The 20,074-nt window shown below is 68.9% G+C and carries 30 protein-coding genes; 28 read left to right on the top strand and 2 right to left on the bottom strand.

All coding sequences use genetic code 11. The features are described 5' to 3' along the window. Positions 1–18: 18 nt before the first annotated feature. From rplV to truA, 25 genes are all read left to right on the top strand, one after another. Positions 19–366: a 50S ribosomal protein L22 gene (gene rplV / locus ABZ883_RS06615; protein ID WP_319139012.1), complete on the top strand. Its 348-nt coding sequence runs from the start codon at positions 19–21 to the stop codon at positions 364–366. Beyond that, entirely contained in the window at positions 366–1,205 is an 840-nt protein-coding gene (gene rpsC / locus ABZ883_RS06610; RefSeq protein ID WP_360902505.1) for a 30S ribosomal protein S3, read from the top strand. Before rplV ends, rpsC begins: the two co-directional genes overlap by 1 nt. Positions 1,206–1,210: 5 nt before the next feature. Beyond that, positions 1,211–1,630, top strand: a complete 420-nt coding sequence (gene rplP / locus ABZ883_RS06605) for a 50S ribosomal protein L16 (protein ID WP_360902502.1) — start codon at positions 1,211–1,213, stop codon at positions 1,628–1,630. Then, positions 1,630–1,854: a 50S ribosomal protein L29 gene (rpmC, locus tag ABZ883_RS06600; RefSeq protein WP_319658486.1), complete on the top strand. Its 225-nt coding sequence runs from the start codon at positions 1,630–1,632 to the stop codon at positions 1,852–1,854. The genes rplP and rpmC overlap by 1 nt, the downstream gene beginning before the upstream one ends. Continuing rightward, a complete protein-coding gene (gene rpsQ / locus ABZ883_RS06595; RefSeq protein WP_018558878.1) occupies positions 1,854–2,138 on the top strand; it encodes a 30S ribosomal protein S17 in 285 nt (94 codons plus the stop codon). Before rpmC ends, rpsQ begins: the two co-directional genes overlap by 1 nt. 157 nt (positions 2,139–2,295) lie before the next feature. Beyond that, positions 2,296–2,664, top strand: coding sequence for a 50S ribosomal protein L14 (rplN, locus tag ABZ883_RS06590; protein ID WP_360902498.1), 369 nt, complete (start codon positions 2,296–2,298; stop codon positions 2,662–2,664). Positions 2,665–2,667: 3 nt separating this feature from the next. Continuing rightward, complete coding sequence (gene rplX / locus ABZ883_RS06585) at positions 2,668–2,991, top strand: 50S ribosomal protein L24 (protein ID WP_360902495.1); 324 nt, start codon at positions 2,668–2,670, stop codon at positions 2,989–2,991. Beyond that, positions 2,991–3,560 carry a 50S ribosomal protein L5 gene (gene rplE, locus ABZ883_RS06580; RefSeq protein WP_360902492.1) on the top strand — a complete coding sequence of 190 codons (570 nt, stop codon included), beginning with the start codon at positions 2,991–2,993 and terminating at the stop codon, positions 3,558–3,560. The genes rplX and rplE overlap by 1 nt, the downstream gene beginning before the upstream one ends. A gap of 3 nt (positions 3,561–3,563) precedes the next feature. Beyond that, entirely contained in the window at positions 3,564–3,749 is a 186-nt protein-coding gene (locus ABZ883_RS06575) for a type Z 30S ribosomal protein S14 (RefSeq protein ID WP_003948630.1), read from the top strand. Positions 3,750–3,959: 210 nt separating this feature from the next. Next, positions 3,960–4,358, top strand: coding sequence for a 30S ribosomal protein S8 (rpsH, locus tag ABZ883_RS06570; protein WP_319658491.1), 399 nt, complete (start codon positions 3,960–3,962; stop codon positions 4,356–4,358). 21 nt (positions 4,359–4,379) lie between these two features. Next, positions 4,380–4,919: a 50S ribosomal protein L6 gene (gene rplF, locus ABZ883_RS06565; protein WP_360902488.1), complete on the top strand. Its 540-nt coding sequence runs from the start codon at positions 4,380–4,382 to the stop codon at positions 4,917–4,919. A 3-nt stretch (positions 4,920–4,922) separates the two neighbouring features. Next, on the top strand, positions 4,923–5,306 hold the full coding sequence (gene rplR, locus ABZ883_RS06560) for a 50S ribosomal protein L18 (RefSeq protein ID WP_360902485.1): 384 nt from the start codon (positions 4,923–4,925) through the stop codon (positions 5,304–5,306). Between the two features lie 40 nt (positions 5,307–5,346). Then, on the top strand, positions 5,347–5,952 hold the full coding sequence (gene rpsE / locus ABZ883_RS06555) for a 30S ribosomal protein S5 (RefSeq protein WP_360902482.1): 606 nt from the start codon (positions 5,347–5,349) through the stop codon (positions 5,950–5,952). After that, the gene (gene rpmD, locus ABZ883_RS06550; protein ID WP_018558884.1) at positions 5,952–6,134 is read left to right on the top strand and encodes a 50S ribosomal protein L30; all 183 of its coding nucleotides are present in this window, start codon (positions 5,952–5,954) and stop codon (positions 6,132–6,134) included. Before rpsE ends, rpmD begins: the two co-directional genes overlap by 1 nt. Before the next feature lies 1 nt (position 6,135). Further along, positions 6,136–6,600 (top strand): 50S ribosomal protein L15, encoded by a 465-nt coding sequence (rplO, locus tag ABZ883_RS06545; protein WP_360902479.1) that lies wholly within the window; start codon positions 6,136–6,138, stop codon positions 6,598–6,600. 210 nt (positions 6,601–6,810) lie between these two features. Next, positions 6,811–8,124: a preprotein translocase subunit SecY gene (secY, locus tag ABZ883_RS06540; protein WP_360902476.1), complete on the top strand. Its 1,314-nt coding sequence runs from the start codon at positions 6,811–6,813 to the stop codon at positions 8,122–8,124. Beyond that, positions 8,124–8,798, top strand: a complete 675-nt coding sequence (locus ABZ883_RS06535; protein WP_360902473.1) for an adenylate kinase — start codon at positions 8,124–8,126, stop codon at positions 8,796–8,798. The genes secY and ABZ883_RS06535 overlap by 1 nt, the downstream gene beginning before the upstream one ends. A 91-nt stretch (positions 8,799–8,889) precedes the next feature. Beyond that, complete coding sequence (map, locus tag ABZ883_RS06530) at positions 8,890–9,729, top strand: type I methionyl aminopeptidase (RefSeq protein ID WP_360902470.1); 840 nt, start codon at positions 8,890–8,892, stop codon at positions 9,727–9,729. A 131-nt stretch (positions 9,730–9,860) separates the two neighbouring features. After that, positions 9,861–10,082, top strand: coding sequence for a translation initiation factor IF-1 (gene infA / locus ABZ883_RS06525; RefSeq protein WP_003956442.1), 222 nt, complete (start codon positions 9,861–9,863; stop codon positions 10,080–10,082). Positions 10,083–10,111: 29 nt separating this feature from the next. Beyond that, positions 10,112–10,225 carry a 50S ribosomal protein L36 gene (gene rpmJ, locus ABZ883_RS06520; RefSeq protein WP_003956441.1) on the top strand — a complete coding sequence of 38 codons (114 nt, stop codon included), beginning with the start codon at positions 10,112–10,114 and terminating at the stop codon, positions 10,223–10,225. 184 nt (positions 10,226–10,409) lie between these two features. Then, positions 10,410–10,790: a 30S ribosomal protein S13 gene (gene rpsM / locus ABZ883_RS06515; RefSeq protein ID WP_089226450.1), complete on the top strand. Its 381-nt coding sequence runs from the start codon at positions 10,410–10,412 to the stop codon at positions 10,788–10,790. Positions 10,791–10,855: 65 nt separating this feature from the next. Beyond that, positions 10,856–11,260, top strand: a complete 405-nt coding sequence (rpsK, locus tag ABZ883_RS06510) for a 30S ribosomal protein S11 (protein ID WP_003956432.1) — start codon at positions 10,856–10,858, stop codon at positions 11,258–11,260. Positions 11,261–11,421: 161 nt separating this feature from the next. Continuing rightward, complete coding sequence (locus ABZ883_RS06505) at positions 11,422–12,444, top strand: DNA-directed RNA polymerase subunit alpha (RefSeq protein ID WP_319658499.1); 1,023 nt, start codon at positions 11,422–11,424, stop codon at positions 12,442–12,444. Positions 12,445–12,526: 82 nt separating this feature from the next. Next, entirely contained in the window at positions 12,527–13,030 is a 504-nt protein-coding gene (rplQ, locus tag ABZ883_RS06500) for a 50S ribosomal protein L17 (protein WP_319658500.1), read from the top strand. 74 nt (positions 13,031–13,104) lie between these two features. Then, on the top strand, positions 13,105–13,956 hold the full coding sequence (truA, locus tag ABZ883_RS06495; RefSeq protein WP_360902465.1) for a tRNA pseudouridine(38-40) synthase TruA: 852 nt from the start codon (positions 13,105–13,107) through the stop codon (positions 13,954–13,956). Between the two features lie 382 nt (positions 13,957–14,338). On the opposite strand, the gene ABZ883_RS06490 is transcribed toward truA, so the two are convergent. Both ABZ883_RS06490 and ABZ883_RS06485 read right to left on the bottom strand, forming a co-directional pair. Further along, positions 14,339–16,177, bottom strand: a complete 1,839-nt coding sequence (locus tag ABZ883_RS06490; protein WP_360902462.1) for a hypothetical protein — start codon at positions 16,175–16,177, stop codon at positions 14,339–14,341. A gap of 34 nt (positions 16,178–16,211) precedes the next feature. Then, a complete protein-coding gene (locus ABZ883_RS06485; protein WP_360902459.1) occupies positions 16,212–17,108 on the bottom strand; it encodes a hypothetical protein in 897 nt (298 codons plus the stop codon). 66 nt (positions 17,109–17,174) lie between these two features. Here ABZ883_RS06485 and ABZ883_RS06480 point away from each other — a divergent pair, with 66 nt between their 5' ends. From ABZ883_RS06480 to rpsI, 3 genes are all read left to right on the top strand, one after another. Further along, positions 17,175–18,797 (top strand): ATP-binding cassette domain-containing protein, encoded by a 1,623-nt coding sequence (locus tag ABZ883_RS06480; RefSeq protein WP_360902452.1) that lies wholly within the window; start codon positions 17,175–17,177, stop codon positions 18,795–18,797. Between the two features lie 281 nt (positions 18,798–19,078). Then, complete coding sequence (gene rplM, locus ABZ883_RS06475; protein WP_360902450.1) at positions 19,079–19,525, top strand: 50S ribosomal protein L13; 447 nt, start codon at positions 19,079–19,081, stop codon at positions 19,523–19,525. Between the two features lie 40 nt (positions 19,526–19,565). Continuing rightward, positions 19,566–20,066, top strand: a complete 501-nt coding sequence (rpsI, locus tag ABZ883_RS06470) for a 30S ribosomal protein S9 (protein ID WP_360902447.1) — start codon at positions 19,566–19,568, stop codon at positions 20,064–20,066. Positions 20,067–20,074 lie beyond the last annotated feature (8 nt).

The raw sequence follows: 20,074 nt of genomic DNA, 5'->3' as shown, positions 1-20,074 counted from the left end.
GACACCGAAGGGACAACCATGGAAGCCAGGGCCCAGGCGCGGTACATCCGCGTCACGCCCATGAAGGCCCGCCGCGTGGTGGACCTCATCCGTGGCATGAGTGCCACGGAGGCTCAGGCGGTCCTGCGTTTCGCCCCGCAGGCCGCGAGCGTGCCGGTGGGCAAGGTGCTCGACAGCGCCATTGCCAACGCCGCGCACAACTACGACCACACCGATGCCGAGTCGCTGTACATCAGCGAGGCGTTCGTGGACGAGGGCCCGACCCTGAAGCGGTTCCGTCCGCGTGCGCAGGGTCGTGCCTACCGGATCCGTAAGCGGACCAGCCACATCACCGTGGTCGTCAGCAGCAAGGAAGGAACCCGGTAATGGGCCAGAAGGTTAACCCGTACGGGTTCCGTCTCGGCATCACCACGGACTTCAAGTCCCGGTGGTACGCCGACAAGCTGTACAAGGACTACGTCAAGGAAGACGTCGCCATCCGCAAGATGATGACGCAGGGCATGGAGCGGGCGGGCATCTCGAAGGTCGAGATCGAGCGCACCCGTGACCGCGTCCGCGTCGACATCCACACCGCCCGGCCGGGCATCGTCATCGGCCGTCGCGGCGCGGAGGCCGACCGCATCCGCGGCGACCTGGAGAAGCTGACCGGCAAGCAGGTCCAGCTGAACATCCTCGAGGTCAAGAACCCGGAGACGGACGCTCAGCTGGTGGCCCAGGCCGTCGCCGAGCAGCTGTCCTCCCGCGTCTCCTTCCGTCGTGCCATGCGCAAGAGCATGCAGAGCACGATGAAGGCCGGCGCCAAGGGCATCAAGATCCAGTGCGGTGGCCGTCTCGGCGGCGCCGAGATGTCCCGCTCGGAGTTCTACCGCGAGGGTCGCGTTCCGCTGCACACGCTGCGCGCCAACGTCGACTACGGCTTCTTCGAGGCCAAGACGACCTTCGGCCGCATCGGCGTGAAGGTCTGGATCTACAAGGGCAATGTCAAGAACATCGCCGAGGTCCGCGCGGACAACGCCGCTGCCCGTGCCGGCAACCGCCCGGCCCGTGGCGGCGCCGGCGGCGGTGGCGGCAGCGACCGCCCGCAGCGTCGCGGCGGCGAGCGCGGCGGCCGCGGCCGTCGTCCTCAGGGTGACGCCCAGGCCCCCAAGGCCGAGGCGACCACCTCTGAGGCTCCGGCCGCGGAGACCACTGGAACGGAGGCCTGACCCCCATGCTGATCCCCCGTCGGGTCAAGCACCGTAAGCAGCACCACCCCAACCGCGATGGCATGGCCAAGGGTGGCACCGAGCTGGCGTTCGGTGAGTACGGCATCCAGGCACTGACCCCGGCCTACGTGACGAACCGGCAGATCGAGTCCGCTCGTATCGCCATCACCCGTCACATCCGCCGTGGCGGCAAGGTCTGGATCAACATCTACCCGGACCGTCCCCTCACGAAGAAGCCGGCCGAAACCCGCATGGGTTCCGGTAAGGGCTCCCCTGAGTGGTGGATCGCGAACGTCAAGCCCGGTCGGGTGATGTTCGAGCTGTCCTTCCCGAACGAGAAGGTTGCGCGTGAGGCGCTCACCCGAGCTGCCCACAAGCTTCCGATGAAGTGCCGGATCGTCCGGCGCGAGGCAGGTGAGCTGTGATGGCGGCCGGTACCAAGGCGACCGAGCTGCGTCAGCTGGGCGACGAGGAACTCGTCGGCAAGCTGCGTGAGGCCAAGGAGGAGCTGTTCAACCTCCGCTTCCAGGCGGCCACCGGACAGCTCGAGAACAACTCCCGGCTGAAGATCGTCCGCAAGGACATCGCCCGGATCTACACCCTCATGCGTGAGCGTGAGCTCGGCATCGAGACGGTGGAGAACGCCTGATGAGCGAGAAGAATGTGACTGAGAGCAGCGAGCAGCGCGGCGACCGCAAGACCCGTGAGGGCCTCGTGGTGAGCGACAAGATGGACAAGACCGTCGTGGTCGCCGTCGAGGACCGTGTCAAGCACGCCCTCTACGGCAAGGTCATCCGCCGCACCAACAAGCTCAAGGCGCACGACGAGCAGAACGCCGCGGGCGTCGGCGACCGTGTCCTCCTCATGGAGACCCGGCCGCTGTCCGCGAGCAAGCGCTGGCGCGTCGTCGAGATCCTCGAGAAGGCCAAGTAACACCCGCCGGCAGCCGGATCGGCCGCGTGTTCGCACGCGGCCGGTCCGGAGCCGGTCAGCAATTCCTGCGGGGAACATCCCGCAGGACGGTTCCGCCAGGCTCGCAGAGTGATCCGCAAGGATCCTGCGGGAACCGGCAGACGATCAGGAGATAGACGTGATCCAGCAGGAGTCGCGACTCCGCATCGCCGACAACACTGGTGCGAAGGAAATCCTTTGCATCCGTGTGCTCGGCGGCTCAGGTCGCCGCTACGCGGGAATCGGTGATGTCATCGTCGCCACCGTCAAGGACGCGATCCCCGGTGGCAACGTGAAGAAGGGCGACGTCGTCAAGGCGGTCGTCGTGCGCACCGTCAAGGAGCGCCGCCGTGCCGACGGCTCGTACATCCGCTTCGACGAGAACGCGGCCGTCATCCTCAAGAACGACGGTGACCCCCGCGGCACCCGCATCTTCGGCCCGGTGGGCCGGGAGCTGCGCGAGAAGAAGTTCATGAAGATCATCTCGCTCGCGCCGGAGGTGCTGTAACCGATGAAGATCAAGAAGGGCGACCTGGTCCAGGTCATCACCGGCAAGGACAAGGGCAAGCAGGGCAAGGTCATCGCGGCCTACCCCACTGAGGACCGTGTCCTGGTCGAGGGTGTCAACCGGGTCAAGAAGCACACGAAGGCCGGCCAGACGGACCGCGGTTCGAAGACCGGCGGCATCATCACGACCGAGGCCCCCGTCCACGTCTCCAACGTCCAGCTGGTCGTGGAGAAGGACGGCAACAAGGTCGTGACTCGCGTCGGCTACCGCTTCGACGACGAGGGCAACAAGATCCGCGTTGCGAAGCGGACCGGTGAGGACATCTGATGACTACCACCGACACGACGCACGTGAAGCCGCGTCTGAAGGCGCGCTACCGCGAGGAGATCGCGGGCAAGATGCGTGACGAGTTCCAGTACGAGAACGTCATGCAGATCCCCGGTCTCACCAAGATCGTGGTCAACATGGGTGTGGGCGACGCCGCCCGCGACTCCAAGCTGATCGAGGGCGCGATCCGCGACCTCACCACGATCACCGGCCAGAAGCCGGCCGTCACCAAGGCCCGCAAGTCCATCGCGCAGTTCAAGCTGCGTGAGGGTCAGCCGATCGGCGCCCACGTCACCCTCCGCGGTGACCGCATGTGGGAGTTCCTGGACCGGCTGCTGTCGCTCGCGCTCCCGCGCATCCGCGACTTCCGCGGCCTGTCGCCGAAGCAGTTCGACGGCCGTGGCAACTACACCTTCGGTCTCACGGAGCAGGTCATGTTCCACGAGATCGACCAGGACAAGATCGACCGCACCCGGGGTATGGACATCACCGTGGTGACCACGGCGACCAACGACGCTGAGGGCCGTGCGCTCCTTCGTCACCTCGGCTTCCCGTTCAAGGAGGCGTGAGCCGTGGCGAAGAAGGCTCTTATCGCGAAGGCCGCCCGCAAGCCCAAGTTCGGCGTGCGTGGCTACACGCGCTGCCAGCGCTGCGGCCGTCCGCACTCCGTGTACCGCAAGTTCGGCCTGTGCCGTGTGTGCCTTCGTGAGATGGCGCACCGCGGCGAGCTGCCGGGCGTGACCAAGAGCTCCTGGTAACAACCCTTCTGGGTTGTGCCGGACTCTCGGTGAGCATCAAGGACGGCGGGAGCCCAGCCCCGCATACCGTAAGGTAGAAGGGTTGGGCGCTCGCCGCCCATGACCGTCTTACTACGCCGTAGGTCCCCGCGCCGCACCCGTCCCCAGTCTGATGGGGGAGAGGGATGGCGCATATAGGAAACCCCGGCGAGAGAGGCCTAAGGCCATCACATGACCATGACTGACCCGATCGCAGACATGCTGACACGTCTGCGGAACGCGAACTCCGCGTACCACGATGACGTCACCATGCCGTTCAGCAAGATCAAGTCGCACATCGCGGAAATCCTCCAGCAGGAGGGTTACATCACCGGCTGGAAGGTCGAGGACGCCGAGGTCGGCAAGAACCTCGTTCTCGAGCTGAAGTTCGGTCCGAACCGCGAGCGCTCGATCGCCGGCATCAAGCGCATCAGCAAGCCCGGTCTGCGGGTCTACGCAAAGTCCACCAACCTGCCGAAGGTGCTCGGCGGCCTGGGCGTGGCGATCATCTCCACCTCCCACGGGCTCCTCACCGACAAGCAGGCGAACAAGAAGGGCGTGGGTGGGGAAGTCCTCGCCTACGTCTGGTAGTCGGGAAACGGAGGTAAAGCCATGTCGCGAATTGGACGGCTGCCCATCCCGGTTCCCGCCGGCGTGGACGTCACCATCGATGGCCGGACGGTCTCGGTGAAGGGCCCCAAGGGTTCCCTGACCCACACCGTTGCCGCGCCGATCGACATCGCCAAGGGCGAGGACGGCACTCTCGTGGTGTCGCGCCCGAACGACGAGCGTCAGAACAAGGCCCTGCACGGCCTGTCCCGCACGCTGGTGGCGAACATGATCACCGGCGTGACCGCGGGCTACGTGAAGAAGCTCGAGATCAGCGGTGTCGGCTACCGCGTCCAGGCGAAGGGCTCCAACCTGGAGTTCGCCCTGGGCTACAGCCACCCGATCCTCGTCGAGGCCCCCGAGGGCATCTCCTTCAAGGTCGAGAACCCGACCCGGTTCTCGGTCGAGGGCATCGACAAGCAGAAGGTCGGCGAGGTCGCCGCGAACATCCGCAAGCTGCGGAAGCCCGACCCGTACAAGGCCAAGGGCGTCAAGTACGAGGGCGAAGTCATCCGCCGCAAGGTCGGAAAGGCTGGTAAGTAAGCCATGGCATACGGTGTGAAGATCGCCAAGGGCGATGCTTACAAGGGCGCGGCCAAGAAGCGCCGCCACATCCGGGTCCGCAAGCGTGTCTCGGGCACCGAGGCGCGTCCGCGCCTGGTCGTGACCCGGTCCAACCGCGGTATCACGGCGCAGGTCATCGACGACCTCAAGGGCCACACGGTGGCCTCGGCGTCGCACCTGGACACCTCGATCCGTGGTGTCGAGGGCGACAAGACCGAGCAGGCGAAGAAGGTCGGCCAGCTGGTCGCCGAGCGCGCCAAGGCGGCCGGTGTCGAGACCGTCGTGTTCGACCGTGGTGGCAACCGGTACGCCGGGCGCATTGCCGCCCTTGCCGACGCCGCCCGCGAAGCCGGGCTCGGTTTCTGAGCCGGTTCCGTAGCTAGCGGAAACAGAGAGAGGTAATCCAATGGCTGGACCCCAGCGCCGCGGTGGCGGTGCCGGTGGCGGCGAGCGGCGGGACCGGAAGGGCCGTGACGGCGGCGCAGCTGCTGCCGAGAAGACCGCGTACGTTGAGCGCGTTGTCGCGATCAACCGCGTCGCCAAGGTTGTGAAGGGTGGTCGTCGCTTCAGCTTCACCGCGCTGGTCGTGGTGGGCGACGGTGACGGCACCGTGGGTGTCGGTTACGGCAAGGCCAAGGAGGTGCCGGCCGCCATCGCCAAGGGTGTTGAGGAGGCCAAGAAGCACTTCTTCAAGGTCCCCCGTATCCAGGGCACCATCCCCCACCCCATCCAGGGCGAGAAGGCCGCGGGCGTCGTCCTGCTCAAGCCTGCTTCCCCCGGTACGGGTGTGATCGCCGGTGGTCCGGTGCGCGCCGTTCTGGAGTGCGCCGGCATCCACGACGTCCTGTCGAAGTCGCTCGGCTCCGACAACGCGATCAACATCGTGCACGCCACGGTGGAGGCGCTCCAGGGGCTCCAGCGCCCCGAGGAGATCGCCGCCCGTCGTGGCCTGCCCCTCGAGGACGTTGCTCCCGCGGCCCTGCTCCGGGCGCGTGCTGGGGTGGGTGCGTAATGGCTCGCCTCAAGGTCACGCAGGTCAAGTCCTACATCGGCAGCAAGCAGAACCACCGTGACACCCTGCGGTCGCTCGGCCTGAAGCGGCTGAACGACGTTGTGGTCAAGGAGGACCGCCCGGAGATCCGCGGCATGGTCCACACTGTCCGCCACCTCGTCACGGTCGAGGAGGTTGACTGACATGGGAACCGACAACACGTCGAACCCGCTGAAGATCCACAACCTCCGTCCGGCCCCCGGCGCCAAGACCGCCAAGACCCGCGTGGGTCGTGGTGAGGCGTCCAAGGGCAAGACGGCCGGTCGTGGTACGAAGGGCACGAAGGCCCGCTACCAGGTTCCGGAGCGCTTCGAGGGTGGGCAGATGCCCCTCCACATGCGTCTCCCGAAGCTGAAGGGCTTCAAGAACCCCTTCCGCACCGAGTTCCAGGTCGTGAACCTGGACAAGCTGGCCGCGCTCTACCCCGAGGGTGGCGAGGTCACGGTGGCCGATCTGGTCGCCAAGGGCGCGGTGCGCAAGAACCAGCTCGTCAAGGTGCTCGGCACCGGCGAGATCTCCGTGGCGCTGCAGGTTTCCGTTGACGCGGTCTCCGGCTCCGCCAAGGAGAAGATCACCGCTGCGGGCGGCTCGGTCACCGAGCTCGTCTGAGATTGATGCAACACCCGACCGGGGATGTTCCGCACATTGTGCGGAGCATCCCCGGTTGTTCATTCCAAGCGATGGTCCTGCGCCGGTAAGGTGGCAGACGCTGCTAGTCTCGTGAAGCCTGTGTGCTGACGCGGGTCTGGGACCACACTCGTATTCGTTGCTGTTCAACCGTTACCTCCCGCCCAAGAAGCGGGGGGCGCAGGAGGCACCGTGCTCACCGCGTTCGCCCGGGCGTTCAGGACGCCCGACCTGCGCAAGAAGCTGCTGTTCACGCTGGGCATCATGGTGCTGTTCCGGCTGGGTGCGCACATCCCGATCCCGGGGATCGACTACCAGGTCGTGAACCAGTGCATCAAGGAGGTGCAGGGTAGCCAGGGTCTCTTCGGCCTGGTGAACCTCTTCAGCGGCGGCGCGCTCCTTCAGCTGACCATCTTCGCGCTCGGGATCATGCCGTACATCACGGCGAGCATCATCCTGCAGCTGCTGACCGTGGTCATCCCCCGGCTCGAGGCCCTCAAGAAGGAGGGTCAGGCCGGCCAGACCAAGATCACGCAGTACACCCGTTATCTGACGGTGGCCCTCGCGGTCCTGCAGGGCACCGGCCTGGTGGCGACCGCTCGCTCCGGCAGCCTGTTCCAGGGATGCACCGAGCGCTTCAGCATCGTCCCGAACCAGTCGATCTTCACGACGGTCACGATGGTCATCACGATGACCGCGGGCACCGCGTTCATCATGTGGCTGGGCGAGCTGATCACCGATCGCGGTATCGGCAACGGCATGTCGATCCTGATGTTCCTGTCCATCGCGGCCGGCTTCCCCGGCGCCCTCTGGGCGATCAAGAAGTCCGGCAAGATCGCGGACGGCTGGGTCGAGTTCGGCGCGGTCATCCTCGTCGGCCTGGCGATGGTGGCCCTGGTGGTCTTCGTGGAGCAGGCGCAGCGCCGGGTCCCCGTGCAGTACGCCAAGCGCATGATCGGCCGGCGTTCCTACGGCGGTACGTCCACCTACATCCCGCTGAAGGTGAACCAGGCGGGTGTGATTCCCGTCATCTTCGCGTCATCGCTCCTGTACATCCCGTCACTGGTCGTCCAGTTCAGCGGATCCACCTCAACGTGGGCAAACTGGGTCAGGGACAACCTGGTCAAGGGCGATCACCCGGTCTACATCGTCACGTACTTCCTGCTGATCGTCTTCTTCGCCTTCTTCTACGTGGCCATCTCGTTCAACCCCGAGGAAGTCGCGGACAACATGAAGAAGTATGGTGGGTTCATCCCGGGCATCCGGGCTGGTCGACCCACCGCGGAGTACCTCAGCTACGTGCTCAACCGCATCACGTGGCCGGGCGCGATGTACCTGGGTCTGATCGCCCTGGTGCCCACTGTGGCGCTGGTGCTGTTCAACGCGAACCAGAACTTCCCGTTCGGCGGGACGAGCATCCTGATCATCGTGGGTGTCGGCCTGGAAACCGTGAAGCAGATCGAGAGCCAGCTTCAGCAGCGTAACTACGAAGGGTTCCTCCGCTGATGCGCATTGTCCTCGTCGGGCCCCCCGGGGCCGGCAAGGGTACGCAGGCCGCGTACCTTGCCAGGAACCTGTCGATCCCGCACATCTCCACGGGCGACCTCTTCCGGGCGAACATCAGCCAGGGCACCGAGCTGGGCCTCAAGGCCCGGGAGTACACGGACGCCGGCCGGCTGGTCCCCGACGAGATCACCATCGGCATGGCCAAGGACCGCATGCTGCAGGCGGACGCCACGAACGGCTTCCTCCTCGACGGCTTCCCGCGGAACGTCGGCCAGGCCCAGGCGCTCGACAAGATCCTCGCCGAGAACGGGATAGCGCTGGACGCCGTCCTGGACCTCGAAGTGCCCGAGGAAGAGGTCGTCAAGCGGATCGCCGGTCGCCGGCTGTGCCGCAAGGACGGCGGCCACGTCTTCCACGTGGTGTACAGCCCTCCGGCCGTCGAAGGTGTCTGCGACCAGTGCGGTGGCGAGCTCTACCAGCGCTCGGACGACACCGAGGAGAAGGTCAGGGTCCGGCTCGAGGAGTACCACAGCAAGACCGAGCCGATCATCGACTACTACAAGCAGCAGGGCCTGGTCCGCACGATCTCGGCCCTGGGCAAGGTCTCCGAGGTCACCCAGCGGGCGATGGAAGCCCTGGGCGTCAAGAAGACCACGGGCGACAGCGCCGCCTGAACCCGTAGAAGTCCGTTACGGCCGCGGTGTCCGGGAGGACGCCGCGGCCGTAACGTTGAGCTAACCGCTGCACTGAGGAAGGCCAGAGCCGATGGTGGAGATCAAGACCCCCGAGCAGATCGCGAAGATGCGCGCCGCGGGGCTGGTCGTCGCGGCGGCGCTCAAGGCGTGCCGCGACGCGGTCGCGCCCGGGGTGAGCACCGGCGATCTGGACGAGATCGCGGCCAAGGTGATCGCCGACCACGGTGCCACCTCCAACTTCAAGGCGGACCACGGCGGTCTGTGGTTCCCCGGGGTCATCTGCGCGTCGGTGAACGACGAGGTCGTGCACGGCATCCCCGGCGGGCGGGTGCTGCAGGAGGGCGATCTGATCTCCATCGACTGCGGCGCGATCGTCGACGGCTGGCACGGCGACGCCGCGATCACCGTCCCGGTCGGTGCGGTCGCTCCGGAACTGCTGCAGCTCAGCGCGACCACCGAGGGCTCGATGTGGTCCGGCATCGCGCAGGTGAAGAAGAACAACCGGCTGCAGGACATCAGCCGCGGAGTGGAGTCCTACATCCGCCGGCAGCCGCTCCCCTCCAAGGGCAAGTACGGGATCGTCGAGGGATACGGCGGCCACGGCATCGGCTCTGCCATGCACATGGAGCCGCACGTGCTGAACTACGTCGAGCGCGGCCGGGGCCGCGGGCCGAAGCTGGTGCCGGGCATGTGCCTGGCCATCGAGCCGATGGTCAGCCTGGGCACCCCGCACACCCGGGTGCTCGAGGACCAGTGGACGGTGGTCACCACCGACGGCACCTGGGCCTCGCACTGGGAGCACTCGGTCGCCCTGACCGAGCAGGGCCCGCTGGTCCTGACCGCCGAGGACGGCGGCAAGGCCAAGCTGGCGGAGCACGGGGTCACGGCGGCACCCGACCCGCTTGCTTAATGATCTTCAATCGGGGGCATACACCCCGGATTCGTCTTTCGCGGATGCCTGGCGTAGACTGACACGTCGGCTCACGTATGTCTTCAGGCATGCCAAAAGCCGACCAAGGTAGCCGATCCCGAAAGCAGGACATGGCCAAGAAGCAAGGCGCCATTGAGATCGAAGGCACTGTGATCGAATCTCTGCCGAACGCTATGTTCAAGGTGGAGCTGCAGAACGGTCACAAGGTCCTCGCGCACATCAGCGGCAAGATGCGGATGCACTACATCCGTATCCTCCCGGATGACCGAGTCGTTGTGGAGCTGTCTCCCTACGACCTCACGCGCGGACGGATCGTCTACCGCTACAAGTAGATCTCACGACCCGGAGAACCTGACATCCCATGAAGGTCAAGCCGAGCGTCAAGAAGATCTGCGACAAGTGCAAGGTGATCCGCCGTCACGGTCGGGTCATGGTCATCTGCGACAACCTGCGCCACAAGCAGCGCCAGGGCTGACGCACACCGACCTGCACTTCGCAGTTCTTCGCGCGACGCAAGCAACTCGTACATACGCAGCGCCCGTCGAGCCCCTCGCGGCTGACGACACCTCCGGCCGGGGGCCGGGGACCTGATCCGTACCTCGTACGGCGGTCAGGAGTGGGGCTGCGGAAGACCCCCGAACACCAACAGGAGCCATTGAATGGCACGCGTTTCAGGTGTTGACATCCCGCGCGAAAAGCGCGTGGAGGTTGCCCTCACCTACGTCTTCGGCATCGGCCGCACCCTGGCCCAGGAGACCCTCGCCGCCACGGGCGTGAACCCGAACACCCGCGTTCGCGACCTGGACGAAGAGGACCTGGTCAAGATCCGCGAGTACGTGGACGCCAACATCAAGACCGAGGGTGACCTCCGTCGCGAGATCCAGGCGGACATCCGTCGCAAGGTCGAGATCGGCTGCTACCAGGGCCTGCGCCACCGTCGCGGCCTGCCGGTCCACGGCCAGCGCACCCACACCAACGCCCGCACCCGCAAGGGCCCGCGTCGCGCCATCGCCGGCAAGAAGAAGCCGGGCAAGAAGTAGTCCTCAGCGGACGCTCGTCAGCGGTCTTCGCTGTAGGACCGACCACCTCCCGTAGGAGTTAGTAGATGCCCCCCAAGGGTCGTCAGGGCGCTGCCAAGAAGGTGCGCCGCAAGGAAAAGAAGAACGTCGCTCACGGCCACGCGCACATCAAGAGCACGTTCAACAACACCATCGTCTCGATCACGGACCCGTCCGGCAACGTGATCTCCTGGGCCTCCGCCGGCCACGTCGGCTTCAAGGGCTCGCGCAAGTCGACCCCGTTCGCCGCGCAGATGGCCGCCGAGTCGGCCGCGCGTCGTGCGCAGGAGCACGGCATGCGCAAGGTCGATGTGTTCGTCAAGGGCCCGGGCTCCGGCCGTGAGACCGCGATCCGCTCGCTCCAGGCCACCGGCCTGGAGGTCGGCTCGATCCAGGACGTCACGCCCACCCCGCACAACGGATGCCGCCCGCCGAAGCGCCGGCGCGTCTGACCAGTGGTGTGCCGGCGCCTGGCGCCGGCTGATCACGAGGGTTCCGGGCGGTGCAGCGCTTCACGCGCCGCACCGCCCGTACCCTTGCAGTATCGATATCGGGCACACGCCCGGCGGCTCGGCATCAAATAGCGGGTGCCGATGACTGGAAGGCTTCATCCATGCTGATCGCTCAGCGCCCCTCGTTGACCGAAGAGGTAGTCGACGAATTCCGCTCCCGGTTCGTGATCGAGCCGCTGGAGCCGGGCTTCGGCTACACCCTCGGCAACTCGCTCCGCCGCACGCTCCTCTCCTCGATCCCGGGTGCCGCCGTCACCTCGATCCGGATCGACGGTGTCCTGCACGAGTTCACCACCGTGCCGGGCGTCAAGGAGGACGTCACCGACCTCATCCTCAACATCAAGCAGCTGGTCGTCTCCTCGGAGCACGACGAGCCGGTCGTGATGTACCTGCGCAAGCAGGGCCCCGGTGTGGTCACCGCCGCCGACATCGCGCCCCCGGCCGGTGTCGAGGTGCACAACCCCGACCTCGTCCTGGCCACGCTGAACGGCAAGGGCAAGCTGGAGATGGAGCTGACCGTCGAGCGCGGTCGCGGCTACGTCTCCGCCGTGCAGAACAAGCAGCAGGGCCAGGAGATCGGCCGCATCCCGGTCGACTCCATCTACAGCCCGGTGCTCAAGGTCAGCTACAAGGTCGAGGCGACCCGTGTCGAGCAGCGCACCGACTTCGACAAGCTGATCGTCGACGTCGAGACCAAGCCGGCCATGCGTCCCCGCGACGCCGTGGCGTCGGCGGGCAAGACCCTCGTCGAGCTGTTCGGCCTCGCCCGCGAGCTGAACGTCGACGCCGAGGGCATCGACATGGGCCCGTCCCCGACGGACGCCGCCCTGGCGGCCGACCTCGCGCTCCCGATCGAGGAGCTCGAGCTCACCGTCCGTTCCTACAACTGCCTCAAGCGCGAGGGCATCCACTCCGTGGGTGAGCTCGTGGCGCGCTCCGAGGCCGACCTGCTCGACATCCGCAACTTCGGTGCGAAGTCGATCGACGAGGTCAAGGCGAAGCTGGCCGGCATGGGCCTGGCCCTCAAGGACAGCCCGCCCGGATTCGACCCGACCGCCGCCGCCGACGCCTTCGGCGCGGACGACGACGTCGACGCCGGCTTCGTCGAGACCGAGCAGTACTGATCTGACTGCCCCCAGGCGCCCGCTTGGGGGGCCCTGACACCGGTACCTGACACGGCCGGTGCAGAGATTGAGGAGAAACACCATGCCGAAGCCCGCCAAGGGTGCCCGTCTGGGCGGCAGCGCCGCGCACGAGCGTCTGCTTCTCGCGAACCTCGCGAAGTCGCTGTTCGAGCACGGTCGCATCACCACCACCGAGGCCAAGGCGCGCCGTCTGCGTCCGGTCGCGGAGCGCCTGATCACCAAGGCGAAGAAGGGCGACATCCACAACCGTCGCCTGGTGCTGCAGACGATCACGGACAAGAGCATCGTCCACACGCTCTTCACCGAGATCGCCCCGCGGTACGAGAACCGCCCGGGTGGTTACACCCGCATCACCAAGATCGGCAACCGTCGCGGCGACAACGCGCCGATGGCGGTCATCGAGCTGGTGGAGGCGCTGACCGTGGCCCAGCAGGCCACGGGCGAGGCGGAGGCCGCGACCAAGCGCGCGGTCAAGGAGGCCGAGACCAAGACCGAGGCTCCGGCCGAGGTCGAGGACAAGGCCGAGGCTGCCGAGGCTCCGGCCGAGGAGTCCAAGGACGCGTAAGGCGTACTCGGACGGGCCCGCACCCAGGAATCTGGGGGCGGGCCCGTTCCGTTTGAGGACAGGTGGAGTGACGGGTGAGTGACGAGGTGGCTCCCGGCTTTGTCCGGGTGCGGCTGGACCTGGCGTACGACGGCGCCGAGTTCTCCGGGTGGGCGAAGCAGCGCAGCCGGCGGACCGTGCAGGGCGAGCTGGAGTCGGCCCTCCGGACCGTGCTGCGGCTGCCCGGCCCGGTCGAACTGACCGTGGCCGGACGCACGGACGCGGGCGTGCACGCCCGCGGACAGGTCGCGCACGTGGACCTGCCGGAGGAGGCCTGGACGGCGGAGGGCGACAAGCTGCTGCGCCGGCTGGCCGGACGGCTGCCCTGGGACGTACGGGTGTGGAAGGTCTCGCGGGCCCCCGCCGGCTTCAACGCGCGCTTCTCCGCGATCTGGCGCCGCTACGCCTACCGGGTCGGCGACCACCAGGGCGGGGTCGACCCGCTGCTGCGGGGCCACGTGCTGTGGCACGACCGGCCGGTGGACGTCGACCTCATGAACGCGGCCGCCGAGAGGCTGCTGGGGGAGCACGACTTCGCGGCCTACTGCAAGAAGCGCGAGGGCGCGACGACCATCCGCACCCTGCTGGAACTGCACTGGGAGCGGGACGCCTCGGGGCTGGCGGTGGCGACCGTCCGCGCGGACGCGTTCTGCCACAACATGGTGCGCGCCCTGGTCGGGGCCATGCTGCTGGTCGGCGACGGACACCGCCCCGAGGGCTTCCCCGGCGAGGTCCTGGCCGGCCGCGTCCGGCACTCGGCCGTCAACGTCGTACGGCCGCACGGCCTCACCCTGGAGGAGGTCGGCTACCCCGCGGACGACCTCCTCGCCGCCCGCAACCTCGAAGCCCGCAACCTCCGCACCCTCCCCTGCGCGAACAACGCGTGAGCGTGCCCCCCCAGGGGCGCGGGGAACTGCGCGATCAGCCCGAGCGGACCCGCTACGGGCTCACGCAGCTCAGCCCACGGGTAACCCTGCCGGCGGCGAGGCGTGGCGCCTGAGCGTGCTCCCCAGGGGCGCGGGGAACTGCGCGCCCAGCCCGAGCGGACCCGCTACGGGCCCACGCAGCTCAGCCCACGGGTAACCGTGCCGGGGGCCAGGCGTGGTGCCTGAACGTGTTCCTCAGGGGCGCGGGGAACTGCGCGCCCAGCCCAAGCGGACCCGCGCCGAATGGACGCAGGCCGGCCCAGGGGTGCCGGGAACTGCGCGATCAGCCCCGGCGGACCCGCGCCGGACGCACGCAGGCCGACCGCGCACAGCCGTCTCCGGCCTACCGGCGGCGCAGCGCCACCCCCACTTGCGCCAGCACGTACGCCGCGCCCAGCGACGTCACCACGAGCGGAACCGTCCGCACATGCCCGTGGAAGGCGCTGTACCAGCTGAACGCGGCCCCCGGCAGCAGGAACAACAGGTAGAGCGCGCGCAGCAGCCACCAGCCATGGGGCAGCCGGACGGGGGTGCCGGGCGCGGGGAACGCCAGGGCGCTCTCGTCCGTGGTGAGCGAGTCCTTGACGCCGGTCAGGAAGCCCCGCTGGGCCAGTATTCGCGCGCCGGGCAGCCCGTCGAGGACGCCCGGATGGTCCCCGAAGCCCTCGGGGAGGGCCGGCAGGCCCAGGGCCGCGGCGGTGTCCGCGAGGCGCCGTGCGGGGGCGTCCGTGCCGCGCAGCAGGGACGTCAGGGGCCGCGGGTCGGGTATGCCGAAGGCGGCCGCGAGGGCCGCGGCGGTGGAGCCGGCCCTGTCGAGGGAGGGGACGGGCGCGCCGGGCGCCCATTCGTGGGCGGCCAGTCTCCTGCCGCGGGAGGAGAGCGTGATCCCGTAGCGGTCGCCGGACCGCTGGAGCACGACGGCCGGCCATTTCTCGCCCGCCGTGAAGAGATCGACCACACCCGCGAGGCTGCCCTCGCCGGTCAGTTCCACGTACGTGAAGCGCCCCCCGGCGGGCGCCAGCCGCAGCCCCGTGCGGCAGAGCAGCGCGGCCTGGGCGACGGCGGGCAGCGGCGCCGCGGCCACCGCGAGGGCGCGCGGCGCCCACTCCGGCGGACTGGCCGGGGCCGGCGGCCGCGGCGGGGCGTGGAAGAAGCGGGTCCGGATGGCGACCTGCATGCGCACGCCGGTGCGGAAGTCCAGGAACTCCTGGAGCGGGTCGGCGCCCAGGTACGCCCAGGGGAGGCTGGTGGCGTGGACGCCGATGTCCCGGAAGACGGCCAGTGCCTCGTCCCAGCGGCTCGTCCGCAGCAGCATGAGGGCGAGGTGGTTGCGGAAGCCCGCGGCCTCCGGGTCGCCGGGCTCGTACCAGGTGGACAGTTCCAGGGCGCGGTCGACGGCGGCGGCGATCCGGGCCGGGTCGATGACGTCCTCGCCGTCGTCGGGGGCACCGCCGGCGACGATGTCGTACTCGACGGCGGCCAGCAGCGGCAGGGAGTTGATCAATGAGCCGGGCAGCGCCTCCTCGGCGGCCTGCTCGGCGAAGTCGAACATCTCCTCGTGGGAGCCGTACCACTTCGCGCACAGGTACTGCATGGCGGTGGCGTGGCAGCCGTAGTGGTGGGGGGAGCGTTCGACGGCCTCGGACCAGTAGGCGTCGAAGATCTCGCGGGAGGCCTGGATGCCGCGGGCGTGGGTGAGCGCGATGCGCCACGGCACGGGGTCGGAGGGGTTGAGCTCGGCGGCGCTGCCGATCACCGGGACGGCGTCCTTGAGCAGGGCGAAGAAGGCCTTGAACTGCTCGGGTTCGACGTCCTGGGCGCGGGCGCCGCTGCGTATCTCCCAGGCCTGGAGGATGGACAGGTCGGCCTTGACCAGGGTCGCGTCCGGGTCGGCGGGGGAGGCCGCCAGCCAGGCGTCGAGCCAGCCGGGGTTGTGCAGCGCGAACTGCGCCATCTCCGCCACGTACACGTCCCGCCGCTCCCACTCGCAGCCCAGCCGGGTCGCCGACAGCAGGTCCCGGGCCGGGGCGTGGTCGCCGGTGCCCGCCGCGGCGAGCGCGGCGCGCAGCGGGGCGCCGGGCACGTCGAGCACGACGGCCTCGTCCGGCGGCAGCCCCGCGCCGACGGCGGTGCCGTGGCGGAGCATGCGCGGGAGGGTCAGCAGCGTTCGCAAGGAGGGCATGCCGTTCCGGTCCGGGTCGCGGGGGAGGGGCGGGTCAGTTGTCCGGGGAGGCCGTGGCGGAGGTCGCCGCGGCGGCGGCCTGGGACCTTCCGCGCTGGACGATCCGGTGGAAGGCGTGGTCGGAGCCGTCCGTGCCCGCCTGCCTGGCAACGGTGTCGGAGGCGGTGACGCGTGCGTTGTTCTTCAGGCCGGCGATGGTGAAGTACGCGTAGCGGCCCGTGGCGTTGGTGGTCGTACGGCACGAGGTGGCCCGGCAGAAGGTGCCCGCACCGCCGCCGGCCAGCGGCTTGACGTACCCCTTGGCCTGCGACTTGGTCCGGCCGGCCGCGGACGGGTCGCCGAAGACGGCCACACCGACGGTGACGGCGGCCCTGCCGTCAGCGTAGGTGACGCGCAGGAGCTTGCCGCAGCCGTTCCTGCGCAGCACGGCGGCGAGTTCGGCCGAGGCCGCGGAGGAGCAGTCGCCCTCCTGGGCGCCTGCCCTGGTGTACGTGCGGCCGTCCCGCACGAGGTGCCTGCCGGGGAACAGACCCGCCACCGTCAGCGGGGCGGTGTCCTTTCCCCGGTCGGAGATGTAGGCCAGCGGGTCGAGCGGCGGCGCGGAGACCCCGGAGGACGAGGGCCGCGGCGGCAGCGCCACCCGGGAGGGGGCGGACGAGCCGGCCACGGCGGTGGCGACGATCCCCGTGACGGCGGCGACGGCGAGGACGCCGCCGCCCGTGAGGGCGAGCCTGCGGCGCCGGGCGCGGTACTCCGCCCGCTCCGCCAGCGCCGCCCAGTCGGGCCGCGGGGCCGGGAGGCCGGGGCCGCCGGCGAGGTCGCCGCGCAGGGCCGGGCGCTCTCCCGCGGGTGTCCGGGACGCGCTGTGCTGCCCCGGTGGCGCGGTCCGTCCCCGGTCCGGGTGGTACGGCTGCTGCGGCCCTTCAGTCATGGCGCGGATTCTATAGAGGAGAAAACCCGTTTGGCGGCGGGCGGCCGCGCAACGAGAATCCAGGACATGGGACATGTCGACGTTGCACATCTGGAGTACTACCTGCCGGACGGGCGGGTGCTGCTCGGCGATGTCTCGTTCCGGGTGGGCGAGGGCGCCGCGGTGGCCCTCGTGGGGGCGAACGGCGCGGGCAAGACCACGCTGCTGCGCCTGATCTCGGGGGACTTGAAGCCGCACGGCGGCACGGTCACCGTCGGCGGCGGACTCGGCGTGATGCCGCAGTTCGTCGGCTCGGTACGGGACGACCGCACCGTGCGCGACCTGCTGGTGTCGGTCTCCGCGCCGCGCATCCGCGAGGCGGCCGCGGCGGTCGACGCCGCCGAGCTGGAGATCATGGCGCAGGACGACGAGGCCGCTCAGCTCGCGTACGCGCAGGCGCTGAGCGACTGGGCCGAGGCGCGCGGCTACGAGGCCGAGACGGTCTGGGACATGTGCACCATGGCCGCCCTCGGCGTCCCGTACGAGCGCGCGCAGTGGCGCGAGGTGCGGACGCTGTCGGGCGGCGAGCAGAAACGCCTCGTCCTGGAGGCGCTGCTGCGCGGCACCGACGAAGTGCTGCTGCTCGACGAGCCGGACAACTACCTGGACGTTCCCGGCAAGCGCTGGCTGGAGGAGCAGCTGCGGCAGACCCGCAAGACGGTGCTCTTCGTCTCCCACGACCGCGAGCTGCTGGCCCGCTCCGCCGAGAAGATCGTCTCCGTCGAGCCGGGTCCGGCGGGGTCGGACGTGTGGGTGCACGGCAGCGGCTTCGCCACGTACCACGAGGCGCGCCGCGAGCGCTTCGCCCGCTTCGAGGAGCTGCGGCGGCGCTGGGAGGAGGAGCACGCCAAGCTGAAGAAGCTGGTGCTGACATTGCGTCAGCAGGCGGCGATCAGCCCCGACATGGCGTCCCGCTACCGGGCCGCGCAGACCCGGCTGAAGAGGTTCGAGGACGCGGGCCCGCCGCAGGAGCCGCCGCGCGAGCAGGACATCCGCATGCGGCTGTCCGGCGGGCGCACCGGCGTGCGCGCCGTCACCTGCGAGCGCCTGGAGCTGACCGGGCTGATGAAGCCGTTCGACCTGGAGGTCTTCTACGGCGAGCGGGTCGCGGTGCTGGGCTCGAACGGCTCCGGCAAGTCGCACTTCCTGCGGCTGCTGGCGGGGGACGCCGGGGTCCGGCACACGGGGCAGTGGAAGCTGGGCGCGCGGGTCGTGCCGGGGCACTTCGCGCAGACCCACGCGCACCCGGAGCTGCTCGGGCGCACGCTCGTCGACATCCTGTGGACGGAGCACGCCCGCGACCGGGGCAAGGCGATGTCCGCCCTGCGCCGGTACGAGCTGGACCGCCAGGGCGACCAGCGCTTCGACCAGCTGTCCGGCGGGCAGCAGGCCCGCTTCCAGATCCTGCTGCTGGAGCTGTCGGGCACCACGGCGCTGCTGCTGGACGAGCCGACGGACAACCTGGACCTGGAGTCGGCCGAGGCCCTCCAGGAGGGCCTGGAGGCGTTCGACGGGACCGTGCTCGCGGTGACGCACGACCGCTGGTTCGCGCGCAGCTTCGACCGCTTCCTGGTCTTCGGGTCGGACGGGGTCGTCCGGGAGGTGCCGGAGCCGGTGTGGGACGAGACACGCGTGGCACGGGAGCGCTAGCCGCCGGAACGGCCGGGTGACCGGCGCGTACGCCGTGTGCGGAGGGGCCCGCACACGGCGTCGGCGGCGCGTTTTGACCCGAACAGGGCGGCGCGGGTATTCTGCAGGTTCGTTATGCGTATTGGCTTGCTCGTTCTCACGTGAGAGGCCGCTACGCCGGTCCACCGGGCCGATGACCAGCGTTCGTCCAGCGGTTGCGTCGCCGCAGGACGACAGGGCTGTCGTGATCGTCCGGGTGGCCTTGTCAGTACCCACTCACTGAAGAAGCGAAGGCTACGACCGTGCGTACGTTCAGCCCCAAGCCCGGCGATGTCCAGCGCCAGTGGCACGTCATTGACGCGCAGGACGTCGTCCTGGGCCGACTGGCGGCCCACACCGCGTCCCTCCTCCGGGGCAAGCACAAGCCGGTGTACGCGCCTCACGTTGACACTGGTGACTTCGTCATCATCATCAACGCCGACAAGGTGCACCTGTCCGGCAACAAGAAGCAGCAGAAGCTCGCCTACCGCCACTCCGGCTTCCCCGGCGGTCTGCGCTCCGTTCGTTACGACGAGCTGCTCGACAAGAACCCGGAGAAGGCCATCGAGAAGGCCGTCCGGGGCATGCTGCCCAAGAACAGCCTGGGCCGCCAGATGCTCTCGAAGCTGAAGGTCTACGCGGGTGCCGAGCACCCGCACGGCGCTCAGCAGCCGGTTCCGTTCGAGATCAGCCAGGTCGCGCAGGGCTAGTCCCGGCCACCGTCAACACAGAAAGCATCTGAGGAGAATCGTGGCCGAGACCACCGCTGAGACCCCTCTCGTCGAGGACGGCGAGATCGTGGAGACCATCGAGATCCCGGAGGAGTACACCTCCGAGTCCCTCGCATCCCGCTTCGGCGAGCCCCAGCCGGCCGCCGGCACGGGCCGCCGCAAGGAGTCCGTCGCCCGCGTCCGGATCATCCCGGGCTCCGGCAAGTGGACCATCAACGGTCGCACCCTTGAGGAGTACTTCCCCAACAAGGTGCACCAGCAGGAAGTCAACGAGCCGTTCAAGATCCTTGAGCTCGACGGCCGTTACGACGTCATCGCCCGCATCAACGGCGGCGGCATCTCCGGCCAGGCCGGTGCGCTGCGCCTGGGCGTGGCCCGTGCGCTGAACGAGGCGGACGTGGACAACAACCGCGGCCCGCTCAAGAAGGCCGGCTTCCTGACCCGCGACGCTCGCGAGATCGAGCGGAAGAAGGCCGGTCTGAAGAAGGCCCGCAAGGCGCCTCAGTACAGCAAGCGCTGATCAACCCG

The sequence above is a fragment of the Streptomyces sp. NPDC046977 genome, from assembly GCF_040644455.1.
Taxonomy (GTDB): Bacteria; Actinomycetota; Actinomycetes; order Streptomycetales; family Streptomycetaceae; genus Actinacidiphila.
Note: the sequence above shows the minus strand (reverse complement) of the source record. Positions and strands in the feature narration are given on the sequence as shown.

Bases quoted from the DNA above. Each gene is read 5' to 3' on its own strand.
- rplV (WP_319139012.1), top strand. From the start codon at position 19: ATGGAAGCCAGGGCCCAGGCGCGGTACATCCGCGTCACGCCCATGAAG.
- rpsC (WP_360902505.1), top strand. From the start codon at position 366: ATGGGCCAGAAGGTTAACCCGTACGGGTTCCGTCTCGGCATCACCACG.
- rplP (WP_360902502.1), top strand. From the start codon at position 1,211: ATGCTGATCCCCCGTCGGGTCAAGCACCGTAAGCAGCACCACCCCAAC.
- rpmC (WP_319658486.1), top strand. From the start codon at position 1,630: ATGGCGGCCGGTACCAAGGCGACCGAGCTGCGTCAGCTGGGCGACGAG.
- rpsQ (WP_018558878.1), top strand. From the start codon at position 1,854: ATGAGCGAGAAGAATGTGACTGAGAGCAGCGAGCAGCGCGGCGACCGC.
- rplX (WP_360902495.1), top strand. From the start codon at position 2,668: ATGAAGATCAAGAAGGGCGACCTGGTCCAGGTCATCACCGGCAAGGAC.
- rplE (WP_360902492.1), top strand. From the start codon at position 2,991: ATGACTACCACCGACACGACGCACGTGAAGCCGCGTCTGAAGGCGCGC.
- rpsH (WP_319658491.1), top strand. From the start codon at position 3,960: ATGACCATGACTGACCCGATCGCAGACATGCTGACACGTCTGCGGAAC.
- rplF (WP_360902488.1), top strand. From the start codon at position 4,380: ATGTCGCGAATTGGACGGCTGCCCATCCCGGTTCCCGCCGGCGTGGAC.
- rplR (WP_360902485.1), top strand. From the start codon at position 4,923: ATGGCATACGGTGTGAAGATCGCCAAGGGCGATGCTTACAAGGGCGCG.
- rpsE (WP_360902482.1), top strand. From the start codon at position 5,347: ATGGCTGGACCCCAGCGCCGCGGTGGCGGTGCCGGTGGCGGCGAGCGG.
- rpmD (WP_018558884.1), top strand. From the start codon at position 5,952: ATGGCTCGCCTCAAGGTCACGCAGGTCAAGTCCTACATCGGCAGCAAG.
- rplO (WP_360902479.1), top strand. From the start codon at position 6,136: ATGGGAACCGACAACACGTCGAACCCGCTGAAGATCCACAACCTCCGT.
- ABZ883_RS06535 (WP_360902473.1), top strand. From the start codon at position 8,124: ATGCGCATTGTCCTCGTCGGGCCCCCCGGGGCCGGCAAGGGTACGCAG.
- map (WP_360902470.1), top strand. From the start codon at position 8,890: ATGGTGGAGATCAAGACCCCCGAGCAGATCGCGAAGATGCGCGCCGCG.
- infA (WP_003956442.1), top strand. From the start codon at position 9,861: ATGGCCAAGAAGCAAGGCGCCATTGAGATCGAAGGCACTGTGATCGAA.
- rpmJ (WP_003956441.1), top strand. From the start codon at position 10,112: ATGAAGGTCAAGCCGAGCGTCAAGAAGATCTGCGACAAGTGCAAGGTG.
- rpsM (WP_089226450.1), top strand. From the start codon at position 10,410: ATGGCACGCGTTTCAGGTGTTGACATCCCGCGCGAAAAGCGCGTGGAG.
- rpsK (WP_003956432.1), top strand. From the start codon at position 10,856: ATGCCCCCCAAGGGTCGTCAGGGCGCTGCCAAGAAGGTGCGCCGCAAG.
- ABZ883_RS06505 (WP_319658499.1), top strand. From the start codon at position 11,422: ATGCTGATCGCTCAGCGCCCCTCGTTGACCGAAGAGGTAGTCGACGAA.
- rplQ (WP_319658500.1), top strand. From the start codon at position 12,527: ATGCCGAAGCCCGCCAAGGGTGCCCGTCTGGGCGGCAGCGCCGCGCAC.
- ABZ883_RS06490 (WP_360902462.1), bottom strand. From the start codon at position 16,177: ATGCCCTCCTTGCGAACGCTGCTGACCCTCCCGCGCATGCTCCGCCAC.
- ABZ883_RS06485 (WP_360902459.1), bottom strand. From the start codon at position 17,108: ATGACTGAAGGGCCGCAGCAGCCGTACCACCCGGACCGGGGACGGACC.
- ABZ883_RS06480 (WP_360902452.1), top strand. From the start codon at position 17,175: ATGGGACATGTCGACGTTGCACATCTGGAGTACTACCTGCCGGACGGG.